This window comes from Sneathiella limimaris, from assembly GCF_012932565.1.
In the GTDB taxonomy this organism is placed as follows: Bacteria; Pseudomonadota; Alphaproteobacteria; order Sneathiellales; family Sneathiellaceae; genus Sneathiella; species Sneathiella limimaris.
Genome location: NZ_JABBYJ010000003.1, coordinates 38023 through 58809 on the forward strand (window position 1 = coordinate 38023; position 20787 = coordinate 58809).

Here is a 20787-nt window from a genome sequence, read left to right on the forward strand (position 1 = left end):
TTCTCGTAGATCATAACAGTCAAAGCAACGAGCGGTGTAGAGATGATCAAACTTGAAAAGTCGTATAAAACTGCCAAAAGATGCTTAGTTCTAGCTTTATTTACGGTGCTTGTATCGCCGATGATTTCTTTTGCTGGCCCAATTGTCGATCCGTTGACCATTTATGGGCAGAAGCATGAGTTTCTTGTCAAAAGAAATGGTAGCGTCGTCGGGAAACATCTTCTTCAGTTTGAAAAAGACGAGAGTAGCCTTATTGCCAAAACCGACTTTAATGTAGCCGTTTCACTACTCGGCATCCCGCTTTACAAGTTTTATTACAAAAGCGAAGGCATATGGGAAGAAGGCAAGCTTAAAAGCTTGGAAGTTAATGTGGACGAGCAAGGTGAAAAGAAATCGATACGCCTGATATCTTCAGAAAACGGTTTTCTCGTAAATGGTCAAACCTTGCCATCAAGTTCCGATCTATTGCTTCCGACAAATCATTGGAACCCAGCTGTGCTACAACAAAACCAGGTCTTCAACACTATTTTGGGCAAATTGAATAGGGTTGAGATCGCAAACAAAGGGCAGGAAATAGTTGAAGTGAGGAACGGTTCCATCTTGGCGACCAGATACGAATATTCCGGTGAGCTAAATCTTGAAGCTTGGTATGACCGTGACGGCCGCTGGGTCAAGCTGCGCTTTCTCGCAGAAGATGACTCGGTAATTGAATATTTCTGTTTGACCTGCAAAGCTTCCGTAAATTCATGAGTGAACATTATTGGATAATTGGTGCAAGCACCGGAATTGGTGCTGATCTCGCACTCCAGTTAGGAGCTGAAGGACATACCGTAACAATCAGTGCCAGAAATGAGGCTAAGCTGGAGGAGGTCGCCTCTAAATATCCAAAACAGATCTCCTGTCTTCCTATGGATATCTGCAATGAGCTCAGTATTGAAAGCGCGTTTTCCAAATTTGAAGCTTTAGATAAACTACCAGACTGTGTCGTTATTTCAGCGGGGACTTACTCCCCCCAAACAGTAAGTCATTTTTCCTTGGAAAATGCTGAAAAGACTATGGCCCTAAACTACATCGGGACATGCCGAATTTTAGAACGACTTCTGCCTATCTTTCAAAGTCGAGATAAAGGTCATATAGCTTTGATCGCCTCAGTTGCTGGATATCAGGGCCTTCCAAAATCCCTGGCCTATGGACCTACAAAAGCCGCCCTGATTAATCTCGCCGAAGGTCTACAGATTGAGCTGATGAATTCAAATGTCAAGGTTCAGGTCATTAACCCTGGTTTTGTAAAAACGCCGCTGACGGCACAGAATAAATTTAATATGCCGTTCTTGATGGAACCCGAGGAGGCAGCTCGAAAAATTGCACAAGGACTAAAAAAAGATCAGTTTGAAATAGCCTTCCCGCTACCATTTGTGCTTATTCTTAAGACAATCAGATTGCTGCCTTATTGGCTGTCTCTTAAACTCATTGCCAAACTGACTTCATGACTATTTCAGAACAAGATTTTAGATCCAGCTGTCAAAACTATGCTGATTTCTTTGAAAGGATTTCACCTGCAAGCCTTTCAGAACTAGAGGATTTTTGTGATCCGAACATTATTTTTCAGGATCCATTCAATCGCATCGTAGGGATTGAAACTTTGAAAGTACTCTTTCAGGATATGTTTGATCAAAGCAAGTCGGTTCACTTCTCCATTATTTCTATATATCCGGACTTTGAATCTAGGAGAGCTATTCTAAAATGGCGTTTTATTTCGGAGACCCACAAAATTGGAACACTGGATTTCGAAGGCCTCTCAGAAATACGGATTAACGACAATGGAAGGGTTTCCGAGCATATTGATTACTGGGATTCTGGAAGTCATTTCTATTCGAAAATTCCCATTCTAGGGAGTTTGATCCGGCTGATCAGGAAGCGGCTCACTATTTCTTGAAAAATAGAGTAACGGTCCCAATCTTCACCCCCCACCGTGTCACAGTAGCCTTGTTGATAACCACATCTCCAGGCTGCCGGAATAACCAATCATCAAATTTTACTCGCCAAGTGCTTTCTCCAACCTGCAAATCCATTTCATAGATCCAATTGAAAGCGTTACCATACATAACGCCAGACGCTTCCCCGACAATGTCATCCGCCCGCCCCTCATATTTGTGCGGTGCGGTCCGTCGGATTTTCCAAACACGACGATCAACTTCTCCATCTGCGTAAATGAAATTTTCGTCTAGCGTCAACTCATCGCCATCAACGACGCCATCAATATCTACCGTAAACTGTCGCCTAAGGTTCCCAAATCGATCTTCGAAAATGCCCCAGGCACTGACGTTCCCTTCAAAAAACCCAAATAGATCAAATGCAGGTTCGGTTCCTTCAAACTGCTCTGGTTTCATCGTATTACAGCCCACCAAAACCAACAGGCCCGCCAAGAGAAAGATTTTTTTATTGAAACTACTCATTTTATCGGCTCAATTCTTGTTGCGGTAGGCCAGTCTCCTCCTCAAAGCCGCATGTCTCTGTGGCGAGAGCGGGAAATTCCAGACGAGGCCAACAGCTCCTAGTTTTAGTACGGCTGGAACCAACCCATAGATCAGTGCAACAAGAGTTGGATCGATCTGACTGTTCGTTCCCTCTCCCGCGTCAATTATCCAGAATGCCGTGCCAATTCCGATCCCAAGGGACAGCTTCGTTATCATGCTCCAAAGCGCATATAGAAGGGTGCTCCTTGGAATTCTGTTTTTGTAATAATCCCAGTCAACAACATCAGATTGAAGTGACGGCGGCAATGCCAAATCAGACCCCAAAGCAATACCCGTCACCACGCAAGCAAATGCGAAAACCAGATAATCACCTTCCCCGAGGAAAGGCACCAACAGAAATACAATACTGGCAATTCCCATCATCACACCCCAGGCACGATGCTTTGAAAATCGCTTACTCAGCCAAACGCAAACCGGAATTCCTATGACGCCGCAAACAAAATACAGTCCCAGAAGCTTGGCCCTAATTTCTGTAGTTCCTCCAAGGACGTGCTCAACGAATAAAGGGAAACAAGCCGTTGCGACCCCAATGGATAATCCGCTCAAAAACCAGGCGAATGAAAGACGCCAGTAAAGCCGGTTTTCAAACAAACCTTTGAGCCTTGACCATTCAAAATTCCCACTAGATCGAATTGGCTGATCTTTTAAAAACAACAATGCAGGAAAGACCAGAAGCCCGGCGATCAAAATTAGCGTCGAGCTGTTTGACATTTGTTCAAAAGCATCCATCTCAGCCCACAAAAACAAGAGGCCTGCTAGGATTAGAATACCAATTAAACCGGACAGTTCCCGACCAGAATTCAGTTGTGTTCGGCGGTTATAATCAGGGGAGAGATCAACGACCCAAGCCAAATAAGGAATTTGAACTGCCGACCATCCAAACAACATCAGTGCGCACCAGACGAACAAATGGATTGGTCCAGAAGTCGCCTCAGGATTAAAAAGAAAATGGATTGATACGCCAGCGAGTAAGGCACCAACTATAATCTGTAGTCGGCGCCCCCATGTGAACATTCTGAGTTTTTCAGAAACCCAACCGATTATAGGATCACTGATCACATCTGTAATCCGCACGAGCAGCAAGACGGTTCCAGTCGCGGCCAAGCCGATACCCACACTTTCTGCATAGAAAACCGGCAGCAGTACAAATGCCGGAATTAATGGCATCGCCATTACTGCTCCCGGCAGGGAGTAGAAGAACAGAGTAAGGTTTTGGTTCTTAGGCAAGCTCAAAAATTACGACATCAAGAGTTTTCTGCCGGAATCCCGCTTCACAATACTTGAGATAAAAATCCCACATTCGTCTGAACCGTTTATCAAAGCCGAGAGGCTCTATATCGCTCCAGCGTTTTTGAAAGCTTTCTGCCCATATCCGCAAGGTCGTAGCGTAATCCAATCCAAATTCCTTACGGATAGTTGTCTTAAATCCGTATTCGGAGGCAGCTTTTGCAAATGCTGTTTTGCTGGGAAGAAAGCCGCCCGGGAAAATATACTTCTGAATAAAATCGGGTGTTTTCCGATAGGCCTCATAACGACTTTCATCAATCGTGATAACTTGGATTGCAGCTTTCCCGCCAGCTTTTAGATTACGCCTCAACGCCTTAAAATACTGGGGCCAGTTGTTTTCACCTACTGCTTCGAACATCTCGATAGACACGATCGCATCATACCGAGAGGCATGGTCCCTGTAGTCTTGTAGATCAAAAGTCGCCCGCTTTTCATGTCCCAGGGTTTTTAATCTTACTTTCGCATAAGCGAGTTGCTCTTCCGAGAGAGTGAGGCCATGCACCGATGCGTTCGAATTTTGCGTGGCATATTCCGCAAAACCACCCCAACCGCAGCCAATTTCTAGTATTTTCCCCTCGTCTGGAACTTCTGCAGTGTCAAAAACAAGCTTATATTTATTTTCCTGAGCTTTTGAGAGTGGAACAGTCTCCCCATCGAACAACGCAGAAGAATAGGTCATACTCTCATCAAGCCATTGCTCATAAAACCTGTTTCCAAGGTCATAATGGTATGAGATATTCCGCCGACTTCCCCGTTTGGTGTTAGCATTCAGCAGACAACGAACAAAATCAACCGTTCGGGACATCCAACTACCGGATATTACCTCCGAAATAGATTTTTCATTTAGGATCGCAAGTTCCAGCAATTGGCAAAGGTCCGGACTGGACCAATACCCCGCCATGTAAGCTTCACCCAATCCGATATCGCCACCCTTTAAAACACTTCTGGCAAAGGAAAGATCGAGAATATCCAGCGCTGCAGTTTTTTCTTCTTGCTCTTGGCCGACGAATTCCAGAATTTCTCCACCGGGCAATGTTACCCTGAGACGGCCCACTGAAATCTTCCGAAGCCCTTTCAATAAAATTTTCAGCCATACGTTTCCGTATTCACTGATTATTTTTTTATAGTCTTGGCTCTGAACAAGAACAGAACTTGATGCTGAAACCGCCGTTTCCATTAGTAACTCCCTAACTATTCCTGCTACTTCCCTGCCTGCAAGCCAGTGGGCAAATCCGATTTACGGACATGCTTTATAACAGGCACTTTCTTCAACCATAATAACAAGGCTTCCCAGTGAATTCCTGCGATGACTTTTACGCTGTTCAGTGGGAAAGCGATCAACTGCCGGTTCAAATTTTTCTTTGTTAATTCAAGTCTATTCCCCGAAAAAGAGGCATTTAATACCGGCAAGTCATCTTCGGTTTGCCGTATGGCAAGCGTGAGCTGATCAGAAGGTTTGTTAATCGAGAAAAAATATCGGCAGTTCATCCCAATGAAGGGAGAGACAAACATTTCTTTCCTGCAATCATGCTTAACAATTAACTGGGGATCGTCTTGTTCAACAGAAACGATGTAATGATGCTTTTCACCAAAAGTGTTCCGAACCTCATAGACAATAGCATTGAGGTTTTCATTGCCATCAAAAGAATAAAAAACACTTATCGGGTTGAAGGCATATCCAAAAAGGCGGGGAATAGAGAGAAGTTTGATCCTCCTGACCTCTTTACCCGGCAACTCTGATAGCACCAAAGTTTTCATCGCTTCAAAAAGGGAGTTTTCTTCTGTCTTTTCAGATCCAAAATCTTTCTGAAAAAGAGACATTACGTTCTTCTTGTCGATAGAAAACCAGCGACAGATACGTCCCACCTCATCAAGCTCTTGCAAATCGATCAGCAGGTAGAACACCTTGTATTTGAGCAGATGGCCCCTTGGCCTCAAACGCCTGTGAACCACTGTACCGCTGTAAATTGCCGAATTCATAACTGTTACGCTACATTAGTCAGAACTGGTTTAACAGATTTTGTTGGGACATGTATTCTGGACCTACTCAAATCAAAATCCCAAGGTCGCGTGAGATCTCCCAACTGTTCGGCAACAGCCAAACCGGATTGCAGGCCATCTTCATGGAAGCCATAACCAAAATAACTACCGCAAAACCACATTCTGTTTTGCCCTTGGAGCTCCCACAATCTCTTTTGGGCTTCAATTGCAGCAGTATCAAACAAAGGATGTTCGTAGGGGAAACTCCGATGAACCGCCCCCTCTTCAGGCGCTTCAAGCGGATTAAGTGTGACAAAATAGTTTTTTCTGGTCTCAAGCCGATGAAGTCTGTTCATCCAATAAGACAGGCATAGCTCCTGCCCCTCGCCTTCATTCTGACTTTGACTTATATAATTCCAGCTAGCCCAGGCAGATTTGCGCTTAGGCATAAGTTTAGGATCAGAATGAAGAATGGCCAGGTTCTTGGAATAATTGAACTTTCCTAATAACTCTGTCTGCAGCTCTGTTGGCTCTGCAATCATCTTTAAAGCCTGATCGGCATGGGTTGCAAATACTACATCATCAAATGTATCAACAAAGCCGTCTCGACATTCAATCATCACACCACTGGCACCACTGGTTACTGCGCGCACTGAGCTATTCAGCCGAACACGTCCGATAAGCTGTTCAGCTATCTTGGAAACGTAAGATTGACTGCCATCAACAACTGTACGCCATTGCGGCCGATTACTCAGTTGTAAAAGACCATGATTTTGACAAAAACGCACAAAAGTCGCGGCAGGATAATCCAGCATCTGCTGTGCTGGTGTCGACCAAATGGCGGCTCCCATCGGGATCAAGTGATCATGAATGAAGCGATGCCCAAACTTCTTTTCTGTAAGATACTGTCCAAGCGATAATTGCTCCGCATCTTTCCTTTCCAACAGCTGAGGGGCTTCGTTGTAAAACTGCACAATGTCTGCCAGCATCCCCCAATAAGATGGAGATAAAAGGTTTGATTTCTGCGCGAACATTCCGAGCGCGGACTGCCCATTATATTCCAAGCGGCCCTTGTCTTTGGAGAGACTAAAGGACATATCCGTCGGCTGAGTTTCTACACCAAGGTGATGAAAAAACCGAATTAGATTTGGGTAGCTTTTCACGTTATAAACAATGAAACCCGTATCAATATGAAGCCCATCGACTAAAGTCGTATTGCTGTGCCCACCAAGCCGGTCATCTTTTTCAAGTAAGGTCACATGGTGCTTCTGGGATAATAGCCAGGCAGCTGACAGCCCCGAAATACCACTACCAATAACAGCAATTTTTTTCATCAAAAGCCTCTTTAAATTGATACTGACTTTTACGGTAAAACCAAATCGTTGGATCAAATTATTTTTTTCAAAACAAGAAATCCAGACATGCCCTTTGATCGTAGGATAGTTAGATGGTAAAAAGCAGAGGGTTTTATTTTGAGATTGGGTCAGCTAATGGCATCATCCGACAGTCAAGGCGACTGCTCTCCTTCCACGCAATCAGATGCTTTTGATCTGAATGTGGATCTGGTTCGGGTGGCTGAGCATGCTGACCGCGCAGCTTATCGCAGAATTTTTTTACACATGGCTCCGAAGGTGAAAACCTTTCTCTTAAAAAGCGGGTTGTCTCCTGCGGAGTGTGAAGAAGTTTTACAAGACACCATGATGAAGGTTTGGAGAAAAGCTGCCTTATTCGATCGCTCTAAATCGGCCGCTTCGACTTGGATATATTCGATTGCTCGAAATGCCAGGATAGATCGGATACGAAAAGAATACAGACCACTTCCCGATCCGGAAGATCCTTCCTTTGTTCCAGATCCACCTGAAACAGGTGAAGAAGCTGTATCTCGGGAGCAAAATCGAGAAATGATTCAAGAGGCCCTCAGCTCATTACCATCAGAACAAATTGAGATCATCACCATGTCTTTTTTCGAAGAGAAATCACATGCTGAGATTTCAGAGGCACTGAACTTACCATTGGGAACCGTGAAGTCACGGATCAGGCTGGCATTCGGGAAAATCCGTGCCAGGTTGGAGGCTATGTAATGAGTAACATGCAAAATTCGATCAATCATCATATTAACGATGATACATTGTTGGGTTATGCGAACGCTACTTTGGCAGGGACTCTGTCACTTGTTGTCGCTACTCATCTATCAGTCTGCCCAAAATGCCGGAAACAGCTGGATTTGGTTTTATCCGTTGGCTCAACCTTCTTAGATCAAGCTGACAATAATGACCTTTCATCGAAAGAAATGTCGTTTTTGGATGAGATTGTTGCAACTCCTCAGGACGCTCCTCAGGCTCATGAGGAAGATATAACAGCTGAAAAGCTCACGAAGGCTATAACAGTACCTGGTCCGCTGAACAATTTTATACCCTGCGAGCTTGATGAGATCCCATGGAAACGTTTGGTTCCTGGCGTATCTCACTACCCCCTGCAGGGTATAAAGAATGGTGATGGTAAAGGAGCCTTGCGCTTACTCAAAATCGATCCCGGAACCACACTGCCAGAACATACCCACAGTGGTCAGGAGCTTACCCTTATTCTAAAAGGTTCCTATATCGATGAAGTCGGACGTTTTGCCGAAGGGGACATAGCAGACCTTGATGATAGCATCCATCATCAGCCGGTAGCTGATACAAGTGTGGAATGCATTTGCTTAATCGCAACAGATGCCCCGCTCAAGTTCAAGGGCTTCTTTAGTCGGTTGCTGCAGCCAATTATCGGGATTTAGTCCGAGAAGGCCCAAGTTTCCGGATCGCAATATCCTCAAGACCTACCAATATAGATTTAAGAACTGGACGGAGCTTTTCTGCCTTTACGTCAATGTAGTCCCATGGGTCAGTCTCCATACAGTAGGTCGATTGAGCGAGTTCCATCTGGATAACATGAACATCTTCTGCAGGATTTGCATAATGTCGCGTAGTCCAACCACCCTTAAAACGGCCATTTAGAACATGGGAATAGTCTGTTGCAGCAGCGCAAGTTGAAAGGACATGCGCCTCAAGCTCCGGTGCACAAGTTGTTCCGCCATTCGTGCCAATGTTAAAATCAGGAAGCTTGCCGTCAAAAAGATACGCAATCTCTGATCTAATGGAATGGCAATCATATAAAACTGCAAAACCATGAAGCTCTTTGACACGATTTATCTCAGCCGCAAGTGCTTTATGATAAGGTGCGTGAAAAGCCACGCGACGCTCTTCAATGTCACTTTTGGTCGGCTCATGCCCCTCCTGCCAAATTGGCTGTCCATCAAAATCGGTCGTCGGGACAAGGGTTGTCGTGTTTTGACCAGGATATAAACTGACCCCTGAAGGATCCCGATTTGCATCGATGACATATCGATGAAAGCCAGCAACAACCATTGTCGCTTCTGGAAGTAATCCATCATAGAGCCGATCCACATGCCAATCTGTATCCGAGAGTTTTTTTCCCACGGCGCTGAGTTGATTAAAAATTTGGTCCGGGACGTGAGTTCCAACATGGGGGAACGCAAGAACAATAGGTGACTTTCCAGACCTTACAGTTACGGGTTTCATTTTGCTCTACCTTCGACTGATTGCTAATCAATGGCTTGTATCTGTTTTTCCGACAGCTTATTATGTATATACATATTATGTCAAAAATCTACGGATCAATCTGGTCATGAAATCATATTTTGTGGAAATTGCCCTACTCAACCAGGGTTGGGCGAAAAATGTACGTGTTTCAGTCTCTGAAAACGGAATTATCCAGGATGTAGAAACTGACCAGGCGCTTTCAGCTGATGATATTTGTCTCTCGGACAAGGTATTACTTCCAGCGCCGACCAATTTACATAGCCACGGTTTCCAAAGAGCGCTTGCCGGGTTAACAGAATATCGAAGTGGCTCTTCTAATGACAGCTTTTGGACTTGGCGGACGCTGATGTATAAGTTTCTGGAACAACTCACTCCGGAACAATTTACAGCGATTAATGCCTATGCTCAGATGGAAATGTTGGAAGCAGGTTATGCATCTCTTGCAGAGTTTCACTATGTGCATAATCAAAAGGATGGCACCAAATATGATAATCCTGCTGAGCTTTCTGACTGTGTCATAGAAGCTGCTAGTAAATCAGGTATCGGGCTCACACTGCTACCTGTCTACTATGCTCAGGGTGGTGTAGATGGACGCCCTCTACAAGGTGGACAACTCCGTTTTAAAAATAACTTAGAAAGTTATGAACAAATCTGGGGGCATGCCAGTCAAACGGCCAAATATGCCCGTGAGGACTTCAAACTTGGTATCGCACCACACTCATTAAGAGCCTTATCAGAAACCGACCTAGTTGCACTTGCCCAAACCTACTCGGATGTTCCAAAACATATACATATTGCAGAACAGCTGGCAGAAATTGACGAAATCAAAGCAGCTTACGGCAAGCGTCCAGTTGAATGGTTACTTGAAAAAGTCGACGTAGGTCCAGATTGGTGCCTCGTCCATGCCACGCACCTTACTGAAACAGAGAACAGTGATCTGGCAAAATCTGGAGCGATTGCAGGACTGTGTCCAATCACGGAAGCCAACCTCGGCGATGGGATTTTTCCAGCTGTATCCTTCCTTAAGGCAAATGGGAAAATCGGTGTAGGAACAGATAGCAATGTGTCCATTAGCTTAGTCCATGAACTGCGGATGCTGGAGTATTCCCAGCGTCTACAGCTAAAAGGTAGAGCACTTCTGTGTGATGCAAACAAATCGACTGGTCGTACCCTCTTTGACAAAACACTAGAGGGAGGGGCTCAGGCTGCGGGAAGATATTGCGGCAAAATTGCGCCCGGATTTCAGGCTGATTTCATGACACTTAATATGAAGTCTGATGATCTTGCCGATCTACAAGGGGATTATCTGCTCGACAGTTGGATCTTTGCATCCAAGGACAATCTCGTTGAAGATGTATTTTCTGCCGGACATCATGTAGTCCAGAACGGACAGCACATTGAGGCAGAAAAAATAATAAGTGACTTTCGCACAGTCATGAAAGAGTTGCGATCCACCCTCTGAAAAAATCAGCCTACTCTGCAGTAGGCTGATTTTAAAGTTCAAATTATGAAGAGGGCAGTAACACAGTATCAATAACGTGAATAACACCGTTGGACTGCTTTACGTCCTCGATGGTGACATTTGCAATATTACCTTGGCCATCCTTGATCATAATTTTATCTTTGTCGTACATTGCGGTAAATTGGCAGCCACCAACAGTCTTCACAGCAAGAGTTCCACCATCATTATCAACCATCTGCTTGATTGGATCAGACAAGGCCTTTGCAGCCAGTACGTGACAGGTCAGGATTTTTGTAAGTGTTTCTTTATTTTCTGGCTTCAGCAGATTTTCAACAGTACCTTCTGGAAGCTTGGCAAAAGCAGCATTTGTTGGGGCAAACACTGTGTATGGCCCATCTCCCTGCAAAGTGTCCACCAAACCAGCTGCTTTCACGGCAGCAACTAACGTCGTGTGATCGTCGGAGTTCATCGCATTTTCGACAATCGTTTTACTCTCATACATGGGGGCACCGCCAACTTCCGGATTGTCTGCTACAGCAGTACAAGCGCCGAGTGCAAGCATAGAGACGGCAGCTACAGGAAGAACAGCTTGTTTTAAGAGTTTCATTTTAATCTCCTCGTTAGACCCCACCCTTCGTGGATGGTTGCAAGGAGATACGGAGATCCCATAAATTAGGATTACCAAAACTATGTGACAGACATCACAAAGTTGTAAACTACCAAGATTAAAAATTATCTAAACGGTGACAGGAACCTTCAAAGGCTCCTGCCAACCTTCAATTATTATCTAGAAAATCCAGCGGCAGATGTCATAAGAACCGCCCCTAAGGGAGCCATTGCTTTCTTCACTTTTTCATCTGGGTTTCCATAGAGTGTTGTTCTTTTAGGCTTCAACACTGACATGAAACGCTTCGCAAATTTGGAACCGAAATTGCCCATATGGATCATCGTGGTTTCACAATTGGAATAGCGTTCAAAGATATGACATTCCGTTTCGTCTGCGCTCAACGACCATTCATAATTCAAAGCACCAGGTTCATCTGCCTGCGTTGCTTCTGACATTTCCTGCATAAGAGCTTTCAACTCTTCCAGTTTCCCGTCGACAACATCGGCTTCTATTATCCAGTAAACGTGGTCTGACATCTTCTTCCCCATAATACTTGTTATATTTAGCGCACTATAACAAAACTGTTCAGGGAACCCAGAGCTTATTAATTATTTTTTTCTTCAGCGACAACCGGAACACTTGGCGTAATCTTGGAGTCTTCAATAATCTGCGCACCCCACTCCTCAATCAGTCGGCTTCGCCGTTTATCCAAACGTTTTACATGTTGTTTTGCTTGAATTTCATATGCCGACTGCACAAGAATTGGGACCCCCCAAAGTAACACTGCAGCCAGTCCGGCGCCGCCATACATTAACAACCAGTTGTAAACATCAGCCAGCAATCTGAACGCTTGATCAAGGGTATGCCCTTTCTGATACAAAAAACCCAATACAGGGATAACACCTGCCAGATTAAATGCTGCCATCGCCGCGATTGTTCCTCGTAATTCATTTGGATTTGCAAAACGGGCTGCAATTGTTGGTGTTAGTCCAATACCGAGAATAATGAGGGTTGGCGGTGCGAAAACAGCTCCCAAAGCAACAAACAAAAGGAGTGAGACAACATTACTGGATTTTTTCTTAGCTTTTACTGTTTTTGCCATTTAGGACCCCAAAAAGTAAAGATAAGAAAAGCCCATGCTACTCAGTAGGGCTGCAATCGAGATAACAGAGGCTATCCATTGGCCATATTTCTTTGCCGCCAATTCACGAGCCTTGCCCCCGTTTTCTAGCAAACTGATGCTCTCCGATACGTACTTAAACTCTTTGATCGCCTGCTCATATTCATCCGCATCGCGACGGATGTTGTTCATCAAATCGATTTCGCCAAGAATTTTCTCGATGTTGCCACTCTCAATAGCCTTCTCGAGCTTTTTCTTCACAAACTCACGTCTTATTTCCGAATGAATTTTACCGATTACGGGATTGAGCAATCTCTTCACCCACAGACAAAGCCCAGGTTTCGGAGAAGGGCTTAATTGCGATTGCATTCGCCCAAACATGGTGATTAGCAATAGGGTATACTCAATACCACCCTGTGGCAGGTTCCCAAGCTTCTGAAAATTTTTAGAAAGAAATTTTGTCCGAGAAGCTATGAATGCGGCTATATGGCGATCAAATGGATTAATCTTGCCATCTGTTTTAAATGCTCTCTCTTCAAGTACATCCAACAGATTTTCGACTTTTCGCACATAACTTCCCTGAAGGGTCGTACTCATGCAGCCAAGGGAGGGATTTAGCTCATACAGGCAACGCTCTATTCCGTAGCCCATCTTTTCCCTTTTTTCCATATATTCAAAACAGTCGGTTGCCTTTCCCAGGGCAATCCAACTGTTGTCTTTGCGTCGCCCAGCCTCAACTTGATCAAGATCACTATAAACTGCATCAAGCAGGACACCGGATTCCAACATTTCGGCAATTGCAGACTTTAAAGGGCCATCGCTCCTGAAAGCAGACGCCAACAGCGAGCCCAGCCCCCGTCTTGAAAATGTCGCTTCACGATACCAGAATGCTCCTCGATTATCGAGGATAGCGCTTACTCGTGATACACATTGCAATTCAATCCGCTTACTACCTCCACCGCCACGCATTTTATTGCGTACAGCGTCACCAACTCGCCGGCTTGCTTCTTTATCATTCAGTGAGTTACGAACCCAACTCTCAACCTTTCCACTTTCAAGCAGCGTATATGCCTGAGCTGGCCTACGTGTCATTGCGAGCGCCAATAAACGAGGGGAAAGATAGTCTTTGCCTTCAAAAATAATCGGACCTGGTGCTTGGCGATCCCCAAAACCAGGACGTGGACGTTCGTAAACGCCATCCCGCCAACGAATGAGCACCTCGATATTCCAGCGCCGATAGGGGTCATCGTTCAGCAAACCTGCTAACAAAAAACTGACCCGCGAGGACGCTGGGATTTTAGGAACTAAAACTGCATAGGTACCATGCTGGAGTTTTGCGGCATAAAGCTCGTTTGCAGACTTTCCTTGACCAGGAACGATACCCCCCAGCATATGCACTATCAACACGCCGAGTGCATAAATATCAGCCATGATATTGCCATCGCCTCGACCATCGGGCAACGAATTAGCACTCTCAACAGGTTCATACACAGCGGGTTGAAGAGTAGCGGGCGGTAAAGAGACACAGTCTCCAAGCGCTATCCCCGCCTTTTCATTTTCCAGGAAATATATATTGTCGGCACGAATATTCCGATGCGTAATCTCTCGAGAAGAAAAGTTGATGATTAAATCAACAAGCTTTGGAACGATAACGTTCAAAACTTGCTGCTCATTCAGAGGCCGTCCCTCTGTGAAAACAGGTCCGCCACTGGGAAATTCGAAAATAAAAACGTACCGAAAATCAGAGCTATCGAATTGAACAACGCCATGGGAATGCAGGTCTATAATACCTGGCAAGCTTTTCCCTGTCAGGGCTTCAACTACCTTTTCGCGAAAGGGAATACCTGGAGCCAAAACCAGTGCAAAAACCACATTATTAGGGTCGCGGATATCCTCAGCTCTATAAGCGAGATTTTCTCCACTGTTTAAGTGAGGTAGCGCTTGCTGTAACAGAACTCTGTACCGCCCCCTGAGTATACCAAGTTCCTGCTGGTTATCCATTGTCTGTGTCTAAACCGGGAGGTCGTCCCAACCTAATCAAAATTCTTAACTGATCCAATATTCTGCAAAGATGGTCAACTACAGTTAAGATGGCGTTAAATCGATCTAATTATCAAACAAAAAAAGGTGGCTATTTTAAGCCACCTTTTATTTATCTCTTATTCAATCCATTAATCTGAGAATGGATCCTTCACCAAGATCGTATCTTCACGCTCTGGACTTGTAGATACCAAAGCAATTGGCGCTTCGATTAACTCTTCAATCCGGCGGATATATTTTACCGCAGTTGCAGGAAGTTGATCCCAGCTTCGAGCACCAAATGTGCTGTCCTGCCAACCTTCAAGTGTCTCATAAACAGGCTCAACCTTGGCCTGATCTGTCATGTTTGATGGATAATAATCCAGAACTTCATCACCAAGCTTGTATCCTACGCAAACTTTAAGCTCATCCATCCCGTCAAGCACATCAAGTTTTGTAAGGGCGATACCACTAATTCCACCAGTTTTAACAGCTTGGCGAACCATCACTGCATCAAACCAACCACAGCGCCTTTTCCGGCCTGTCACAACACCAAATTCACGACCTCGTTCTCCAAGTCCCTGCCCGACTTCATCGAACAACTCCGTTGGAAAAGGCCCTTCCCCAACGCGAGTTGTATAAGCCTTCGTAATGCCAAGGACATAATTGATCGAACTTGGGCCCATGCCACTACCGACCGCGGCCTGACCTGCAACTGTGTTTGAAGAAGTGACAAATGGATATGTGCCATGGTCATTATCGAGCATGGTGCCTTGTGCCCCTTCAAACAGGATAAGCTTGCGTTCGCGTTTAGCCTCATCTAGGCGTCTCCAAACAATGTCTGAAAATTCCAGAATTTTAGGGGCAATGTCCAGAAGCTGCTGAAGCAATTGATCGCCATCAATAGGTTCAGCATCCAGCCCTTTGCGGAGTGCATTATGATGGGTCAGCAAAGTTGCGATTTTCTTTTTCAGCAACTCTTCATCCGTTAGATCGCTCACCCGGATAGCGCGACGGGCAACCTTGTCCTCATAGGCAGGTCCAATGCCTCGTCTGGTTGTTCCGATCTTGACACCTGTAGTGGCGTCTTCACGCAAAGCGTCCAGTTCACCATGGCAAGGCAGGATCAACGTCGCATTTTCTGCAATCTTGAAATTTTCCGGGGTAACCGTGACACCCTGCCCTTTCAAAGTTTCAATTTCTTTCAGCAATGCCCATGGATCGACAACAACACCATTGCCAATGACTGACATTTTACCACCACGAACAATTCCAGATGGCAACAAGCTCAACTTATAGACTTTTCCATCAATGACGAGCGTATGACCCGCGTTATGACCGCCCTGAAAACGGACAACTACATCCGCACGCTCAGAAAGCCAATCCACAAGCTTACCCTTGCCTTCATCTCCCCATTGGGAGCCGACCACAGCAACATTTGCCATACTTAATAGTCCTCGATTTTATGAACTTGTATTCAATACCTGAATTTCACTGGCCAAAAGAATATGGCTACATCCCATACGTTTGGCATCTTCTTCAGCGGTTAGATCACTGGATAGACCTCTAACAGTCACCCAGCCTTCATTCCTGAAACCAGCAGCTTCTGCTTCAGAAGTTCCAAGTGGAATGTAGAGCCGTTTGGCTTTTTGCGTTGCTGGGACCGCTCTCAGTAGGCTGTCTAGAAACAGAGTGAAGCCCGTCGCTGTTTCACCATCCAGGAGATGGTAACGACCGCCGCGGCCCAACTCACCCCGAACATTCCGGGCAAATAGTGTAAAACTAATCCCTGTCTGATATTCGAAACCTCTATATTCACCCGGATCAATCGTCAGAACCAAATCTGGCTCGGATGCAGACAGCATACTTACAAGGCGTCTTAAATCCTCAACTTGATCAGTCGCTTTTGGCGGCAGATCCAGTTTCGAAAGTTGGTCCAGTGATTTCTTGGCCGGCCCCGCAGCTTTCAATAAGCTCTCCAGAATAGGGGCTAAATCCCCAAAATCCTCTAATACCGCAGCATCCTTGTGATCCAATGCTTCCCTTGCAGCATCTGCAGTTTCAGCATCAATTCCAAGTTCCTCACAAATTGTTGGCAAGAGCGTTGGGAGGGTCAAGTCGATGGAGTATCGCTTAATTCCAAGTGATTTAAGTCCCTCACTCGCGAGCAAAATTAGCTCTGCATCGGCTTCGATCCCTTCATGACCGATCAATTCAACACCAGCTTGCGTGAATTGCCGTTCAGGGCGCAGTTGACTACCAAACACCCGAAGCACTTGACCACAATAGGAGAGCCGGAGCGGACGCGCTTCCTGTTTCAAACGGGTTGTTGCAACACGAGCAACTTGCGGCGTCATATCTGTTCGAATCCCCATCATTCGATGGGACGCTGGATCCATGACTCTGAACATTTTAGACGAAAGGGCTGCGCCTGCACCTTCAAGCAAATGCTCTTCAAACTCAATTAAGGGGGGGCTGACCTTCATGTACCCGTTCAGGGTAAAAACCTTCATAAGGTTTTCACTGACTGCGGCTTCAGCGGCAGCTTCCGGGGGCAACATATCTGCTAAACCCGCAGGCAGCAGACCTTTTTCAGAGTAACTATTCATAACATGCGCTTATAAAGCATATTTCCGAGCTAGACGCCAACAAGAACAGTAAAAAAGCGGCACTTTTTCAGTGCCGCTTTATCTTTTCACCTATCAAGGTGGCTAAACCGAAAGTTCCAGCTTAGAATTTGAGCGTTTTCACCTGTTCCACATGTGGTAGCGCCTGAACTTCAGTCAGTGTTTCTGGACTCAATTCCGAATCTACCTCGATCAGTGCGATAGCCTCACCCTGCTCTTCGTTCCGACCCAGATGGAAGGTTGCAATGTTGATATCGTTCTTACCAAGGAGCGTTCCAAGAGCACCAATAAAGCCTGGTTTATCCTGGTTAGTAACATAGAGCATATGTGGACCCATTTGAGCCTCCATGCTGATCCCCTTGATATTTACGATACGAGGGCTCTTGTCCCCGTAAAGTGTACCGGCAATATCACGGCTCCGTTTTTGGGTAGTAACGGTCACGCGGATCAAAGTCTGGTAGTCCTCTGCCTTGTCATTAATGCTTTCTGTCACATCAATTCCCCGCTCTTTGGCAACCACAGGAGCGTTGACCATATTCACGGTATCCAACAATGGCCCCAAAATTCCCTGAAGGATAATGGAAGTCAGTGGCTTAATGTTAAGGCCGGCAGCCGCACCTTCATATTCGATATGAACTTTTTTAATGCCGGTTTCAGTAACCTGACCGATAAAGCCACCCAGTTGCTTCGCAAGCTCCATATATGGTTTTAGCTTAGGAGCTTCTTCCGCTGTTACGGATGGCATATTCAGCGCATTTGTTACTGAACCAACGAGCAAGAAATCGGCCATCTGTTCAGCCACCTGAATGGCCACATTGACCTGAGCTTCATCCGTTGAGGCGCCAAGATGCGGTGTACATACAACATTTTCCATACCAAAGAGAATGTTGTCGGTTGCTGGTTCCACCTGAAACACATCGAGAGCTGCACCCGCGACTTTACCGCTTTCAAGTGCCGCCTTCAGATCTTCCTCAACAACCAATCCGCCACGGGCGCAGTTAATCAACCGCACGCCGTCTTTCATCTTGGCAATATTACCAGCATTGATGATGTTACGAGTGCTATCGGTAATTGGAGTATGCAGAGAAATATAATCCGCACGGGCCAGCAAATCATCCAACTCAACTTTTTCGACGCCAATCTCAATCGCCCGCTCGGGAGATAGGAAAGGGTCAAACGCAATGACCTTCATTTTCAGGCCAAGCGCACGGTCAGCAACAATGGATCCAATATTACCGCACCCGATCACACCGAGAACCTTGCCATAAAGTTCAACACCCATAAATTTGGATTTTTCCCATTTGCCGGCATGTGTCGATGCGCTTGCAGCAGGAATATGACGGGACAGCGAAAACATCATTGCGATGGCATGCTCAGCCGTCGTGATCGCATTACCAAAAGGTGTGTTCATCACGCAAACACCAGCAGCAGTCGCAGCTGGAATGTCTACGTTATCAACTCCAATACCGGCCCGGCCAATCACTTTCAGATTGTCAGCCGCCGCAATAATTTCAGCAGTTGCTTTGGTTGAAGAGCGAACCGCAAGACCGTCATATTGGCCAATGCAGGCTTTAAGCTCTTCCGGTGTCATACCGGTAATTTCGTCAACTTCTACGCCACGCTCACGGAAAATTTCAGCCGCTTTGGGGCTCATCTTGTCAGAGATAAGGACTTTAACCATTTTTCAGATCCTCTTTAATTAAGGATGAATTACTTGAATGTCTTTTTAAGTTCGGCGTAACCCCAGTCGAGCCAGGGCATCAATGCAGCGAGGTCTTCAGCTTCAACAGTTCCGCCTGCCCAGATCCGAAGGCCCGCTGGGGCATCACGATAGGCACCGATATCCAAAGCAGCTCCTTCTTTCGCCAAAAGGGAAACCAGCGCTTTCGCCGCTTTCGCCTGATCATCGACAGAAAGATCGGTAAACCAGCTATCCGTAATCTTCAGACAAACAGAGGTTGGACTTCTGCTTTCTTCATCATTCGCCAGATAATCCAGCCAATCAGAAGATTGAACAAAATCGGAGATGACTTTGGCGTTGGCATTTGTCCGGCCAATCATCCCTTGAAGTCCGCCAATTTCCTTTACCCAGTTTAGGGCGTCCAGGACATCTTCGACAGCAAGCATGGAGGGCGTATTGATTGTTTCTCCCTTGAAGATACCTTCAATCAATTTACCGCCCTTGGTCATACGGAAGACCTTTGGCATTGGCCAGGATGGCGTGTAACTTTCTAACCGCTCGACTGCGCGCGGGCTCAGCACCAGCATACCGTGAGCGGCTTCACCGCCAAGCACCTTCTGCCAGGACCAGGTCACGACATCCAGTTTTTCCCATGGCATATCCATCGCGAAAACGGCTGAAGTCGCATCGCAAATCGCAAGTCCTTCACGATCATCAGCGATCCAGTCGCCATTTGGAACACGAACACCAGAGGTTGTTCCGTTCCAGGTAAAGACAACGTCACGCTTCCAGTCAACCGCGTTCAGATCAGGCAGATCACCATACTCCGCAGTAACTACCTCTGCATCTGCGAGCTTCAGTTGCTTGACGACATCTGTTGCCCAGCCAGAGCCAAAGCTTTCCCAAGCAAGAATTGTCGACGGGCGTGCACCCAGAAGTGACCACAAAGCCATTTCCACGGCGCCAGTATCCGATCCAGGAACGATGCCAATTTTATAGTCGGCAGGAATGCCAAGGATCTCGCGGTGCTGTTCGATCACAGCAAGCAAGCGTTCCTTGCCTTCAGCCGCACGATGAGAACGACCCAGGAATGCATTTTCAAGAGCTTGAGGGGTCCATCCGGGGCGCTTCGCGCAAGGGCCGGATGAAAACAAAGGAGAGTTAGGGCGTCTCTCCGGACGCATTTGTTCTGTCATGTTGTACTAAACCTTCCAGTCTAGAGCATCCCGGTGGGGGGATGTGGCCCACCGCCCTTATTGTGGATTAACCATGACCTGTCAAATGGTTTTTTGTGCGCTGCGACAAAATTGCACAACGGTTTCCGGATAGTATTGTTTGAACTTAAACAGCTATCTGATTTGCCTCAAAACAATTGAAATTAAGGCAACCAAATGAAAAATCTAATGTTCCGTCCGATACCTACAGAAAAAGTTCGTGCATTGCAAAAGGGAGAACCGGACGCTCAAAACAATATTCCTGAAAAACATATTTCTGACGGAGATGGGCTTCCTTGTCGTCATTGCCTCTCTCATATCGCTATAGGTGACGAATATTTGATCCTCTCCTACAAACCCTTTGAATCGGAACAACCCTATGCCGAACAAGGACCAATTTTTCTTCATGCTGAGGAATGTCCCGCCTATGAAACCGCAGAGCAGCTTCCGGCGATGTATTTGCCAGAGGGTCAAATTCTATTGCGCGGGTATTCCAAAGATGAGCGAATTGTTTACGGAACAGGTCAGGTCATCAAAAATGCAGACATCGAAAGCATAGCAGAAGATATTTTCAGACATCCCGGTGTTAGCTTTATCCATGCGCGATCTGCGAGTAACAATTGCTACCAATATAGAATCGAAAAACGGTCCTGA

The 20787-nt window shown here is 45.9% G+C and carries 21 protein-coding genes; 7 read left to right on the forward strand and 14 right to left on the reverse strand.

Going from position 1 to position 20787, the window contains the following annotated elements; genetic code table 11:
• Nucleotides 1–42: 42 nt before the first annotated feature.
• Genes HH301_RS15870 through HH301_RS18000 form a run of 3 tightly spaced genes read left to right on the forward strand, consistent with a single transcriptional unit; the run spans nucleotide 43 to nucleotide 1936 of the window.
• Nucleotides 43–750: a DUF6134 family protein gene (locus tag HH301_RS15870; protein WP_169570023.1), complete on the forward strand. Its 708-nt coding sequence runs from the start codon at nucleotides 43–45 to the stop codon at nucleotides 748–750.
• On the forward strand, nucleotides 747–1490 hold the full coding sequence (locus HH301_RS15875) for an SDR family NAD(P)-dependent oxidoreductase (RefSeq protein WP_169570024.1): 744 nt from the start codon (nucleotides 747–749) through the stop codon (nucleotides 1488–1490). Before HH301_RS15870 ends, HH301_RS15875 begins: the two co-directional genes overlap by 4 nt.
• Nucleotides 1487–1936, forward strand: a complete 450-nt coding sequence (locus tag HH301_RS18000) for a nuclear transport factor 2 family protein (RefSeq protein ID WP_169570025.1) — start codon at nucleotides 1487–1489, stop codon at nucleotides 1934–1936. Before HH301_RS15875 ends, HH301_RS18000 begins: the two co-directional genes overlap by 4 nt.
• Here the strand turns inward: HH301_RS18000 and HH301_RS15885 are convergent.
• Genes HH301_RS15885 through HH301_RS15905 form a run of 5 tightly spaced genes read right to left on the reverse strand, consistent with a single transcriptional unit; the run spans nucleotide 1926 to nucleotide 7138 of the window.
• Nucleotides 1926–2456 (reverse strand): DUF3833 domain-containing protein, encoded by a 531-nt coding sequence (locus HH301_RS15885; protein ID WP_169570026.1) that lies wholly within the window; start codon nucleotides 2454–2456, stop codon nucleotides 1926–1928. The genes HH301_RS18000 and HH301_RS15885 overlap by 11 nt on opposite strands.
• A 9-nt stretch (nucleotides 2457–2465) precedes the next feature.
• A complete protein-coding gene (locus HH301_RS15890; protein ID WP_169570027.1) occupies nucleotides 2466–3710 on the reverse strand; it encodes an MFS transporter in 1245 nt (414 codons plus the stop codon).
• A 46-nt stretch (nucleotides 3711–3756) separates the two neighbouring features.
• On the reverse strand, nucleotides 3757–5001 hold the full coding sequence (locus HH301_RS15895; protein ID WP_169570028.1) for an SAM-dependent methyltransferase: 1245 nt from the start codon (nucleotides 4999–5001) through the stop codon (nucleotides 3757–3759).
• A 23-nt stretch (nucleotides 5002–5024) separates the two neighbouring features.
• Nucleotides 5025–5804, reverse strand: a complete 780-nt coding sequence (locus HH301_RS15900; protein WP_169570029.1) for a DUF1365 domain-containing protein — start codon at nucleotides 5802–5804, stop codon at nucleotides 5025–5027.
• A gap of 5 nt (nucleotides 5805–5809) precedes the next feature.
• Nucleotides 5810–7138, reverse strand: a complete 1329-nt coding sequence (locus HH301_RS15905; protein ID WP_169570030.1) for an NAD(P)/FAD-dependent oxidoreductase — start codon at nucleotides 7136–7138, stop codon at nucleotides 5810–5812.
• A gap of 156 nt (nucleotides 7139–7294) precedes the next feature.
• Here HH301_RS15905 and HH301_RS15910 point away from each other — a divergent pair, with 156 nt between their 5' ends.
• Together HH301_RS15910 and HH301_RS15915 are read left to right on the forward strand one after the other, a co-directional pair.
• A complete protein-coding gene (locus tag HH301_RS15910; protein ID WP_169570031.1) occupies nucleotides 7295–7885 on the forward strand; it encodes a sigma-70 family RNA polymerase sigma factor in 591 nt (196 codons plus the stop codon).
• On the forward strand, nucleotides 7885–8577 hold the full coding sequence (locus HH301_RS15915; RefSeq protein WP_169570032.1) for a ChrR family anti-sigma-E factor: 693 nt from the start codon (nucleotides 7885–7887) through the stop codon (nucleotides 8575–8577). The genes HH301_RS15910 and HH301_RS15915 overlap by 1 nt, the downstream gene beginning before the upstream one ends.
• Here the strand turns inward: HH301_RS15915 and hutG are convergent.
• Nucleotides 8564–9382 carry an N-formylglutamate deformylase gene (hutG, locus tag HH301_RS15920; RefSeq protein WP_169570033.1) on the reverse strand — a complete coding sequence of 273 codons (819 nt, stop codon included), beginning with the start codon at nucleotides 9380–9382 and terminating at the stop codon, nucleotides 8564–8566. The genes HH301_RS15915 and hutG overlap by 14 nt on opposite strands.
• A 106-nt stretch (nucleotides 9383–9488) precedes the next feature.
• On the opposite strand from hutG, the gene HH301_RS15925 reads away from it, so the two are divergent.
• Nucleotides 9489–10865 carry a formimidoylglutamate deiminase gene (locus HH301_RS15925; protein WP_169570034.1) on the forward strand — a complete coding sequence of 459 codons (1377 nt, stop codon included), beginning with the start codon at nucleotides 9489–9491 and terminating at the stop codon, nucleotides 10863–10865.
• A gap of 43 nt (nucleotides 10866–10908) precedes the next feature.
• On the opposite strand, the gene HH301_RS15930 is transcribed toward HH301_RS15925, so the two are convergent.
• The 8 genes from HH301_RS15930 to HH301_RS15965 form a co-directional block, all read right to left on the reverse strand.
• On the reverse strand, nucleotides 10909–11472 hold the full coding sequence (locus HH301_RS15930) for a fasciclin domain-containing protein (RefSeq protein ID WP_169570035.1): 564 nt from the start codon (nucleotides 11470–11472) through the stop codon (nucleotides 10909–10911).
• A 176-nt stretch (nucleotides 11473–11648) separates the two neighbouring features.
• Entirely contained in the window at nucleotides 11649–12008 is a 360-nt protein-coding gene (locus HH301_RS15935; RefSeq protein WP_169570036.1) for a putative quinol monooxygenase, read from the reverse strand.
• Between the two features lie 68 nt (nucleotides 12009–12076).
• Nucleotides 12077–12574, reverse strand: coding sequence for a hypothetical protein (locus HH301_RS15940; RefSeq protein WP_169570037.1), 498 nt, complete (start codon nucleotides 12572–12574; stop codon nucleotides 12077–12079).
• Entirely contained in the window at nucleotides 12575–14593 is a 2019-nt protein-coding gene (locus tag HH301_RS15945; RefSeq protein ID WP_169570038.1) for a protein kinase family protein, read from the reverse strand.
• A 170-nt stretch (nucleotides 14594–14763) separates the two neighbouring features.
• A complete protein-coding gene (locus HH301_RS15950) occupies nucleotides 14764–16056 on the reverse strand; it encodes an adenylosuccinate synthase (protein WP_169570039.1) in 1293 nt (430 codons plus the stop codon).
• Nucleotides 16057–16074: 18 nt separating this feature from the next.
• Nucleotides 16075–17220, reverse strand: coding sequence for an ATP phosphoribosyltransferase regulatory subunit (locus tag HH301_RS15955; protein ID WP_169570040.1), 1146 nt, complete (start codon nucleotides 17218–17220; stop codon nucleotides 16075–16077).
• 121 nt (nucleotides 17221–17341) lie between these two features.
• On the reverse strand, nucleotides 17342–18919 hold the full coding sequence (gene serA, locus HH301_RS15960) for a phosphoglycerate dehydrogenase (protein WP_169570041.1): 1578 nt from the start codon (nucleotides 18917–18919) through the stop codon (nucleotides 17342–17344).
• Nucleotides 18920–18948: 29 nt separating this feature from the next.
• Nucleotides 18949–20115: a phosphoserine transaminase gene (locus HH301_RS15965; protein WP_169570042.1), complete on the reverse strand. Its 1167-nt coding sequence runs from the start codon at nucleotides 20113–20115 to the stop codon at nucleotides 18949–18951.
• A 195-nt stretch (nucleotides 20116–20310) separates the two neighbouring features.
• On the opposite strand from HH301_RS15965, the gene HH301_RS15970 reads away from it, so the two are divergent.
• Nucleotides 20311–20787, forward strand: a complete 477-nt coding sequence (locus HH301_RS15970) for a DUF1203 domain-containing protein (protein WP_169570043.1) — start codon at nucleotides 20311–20313, stop codon at nucleotides 20785–20787.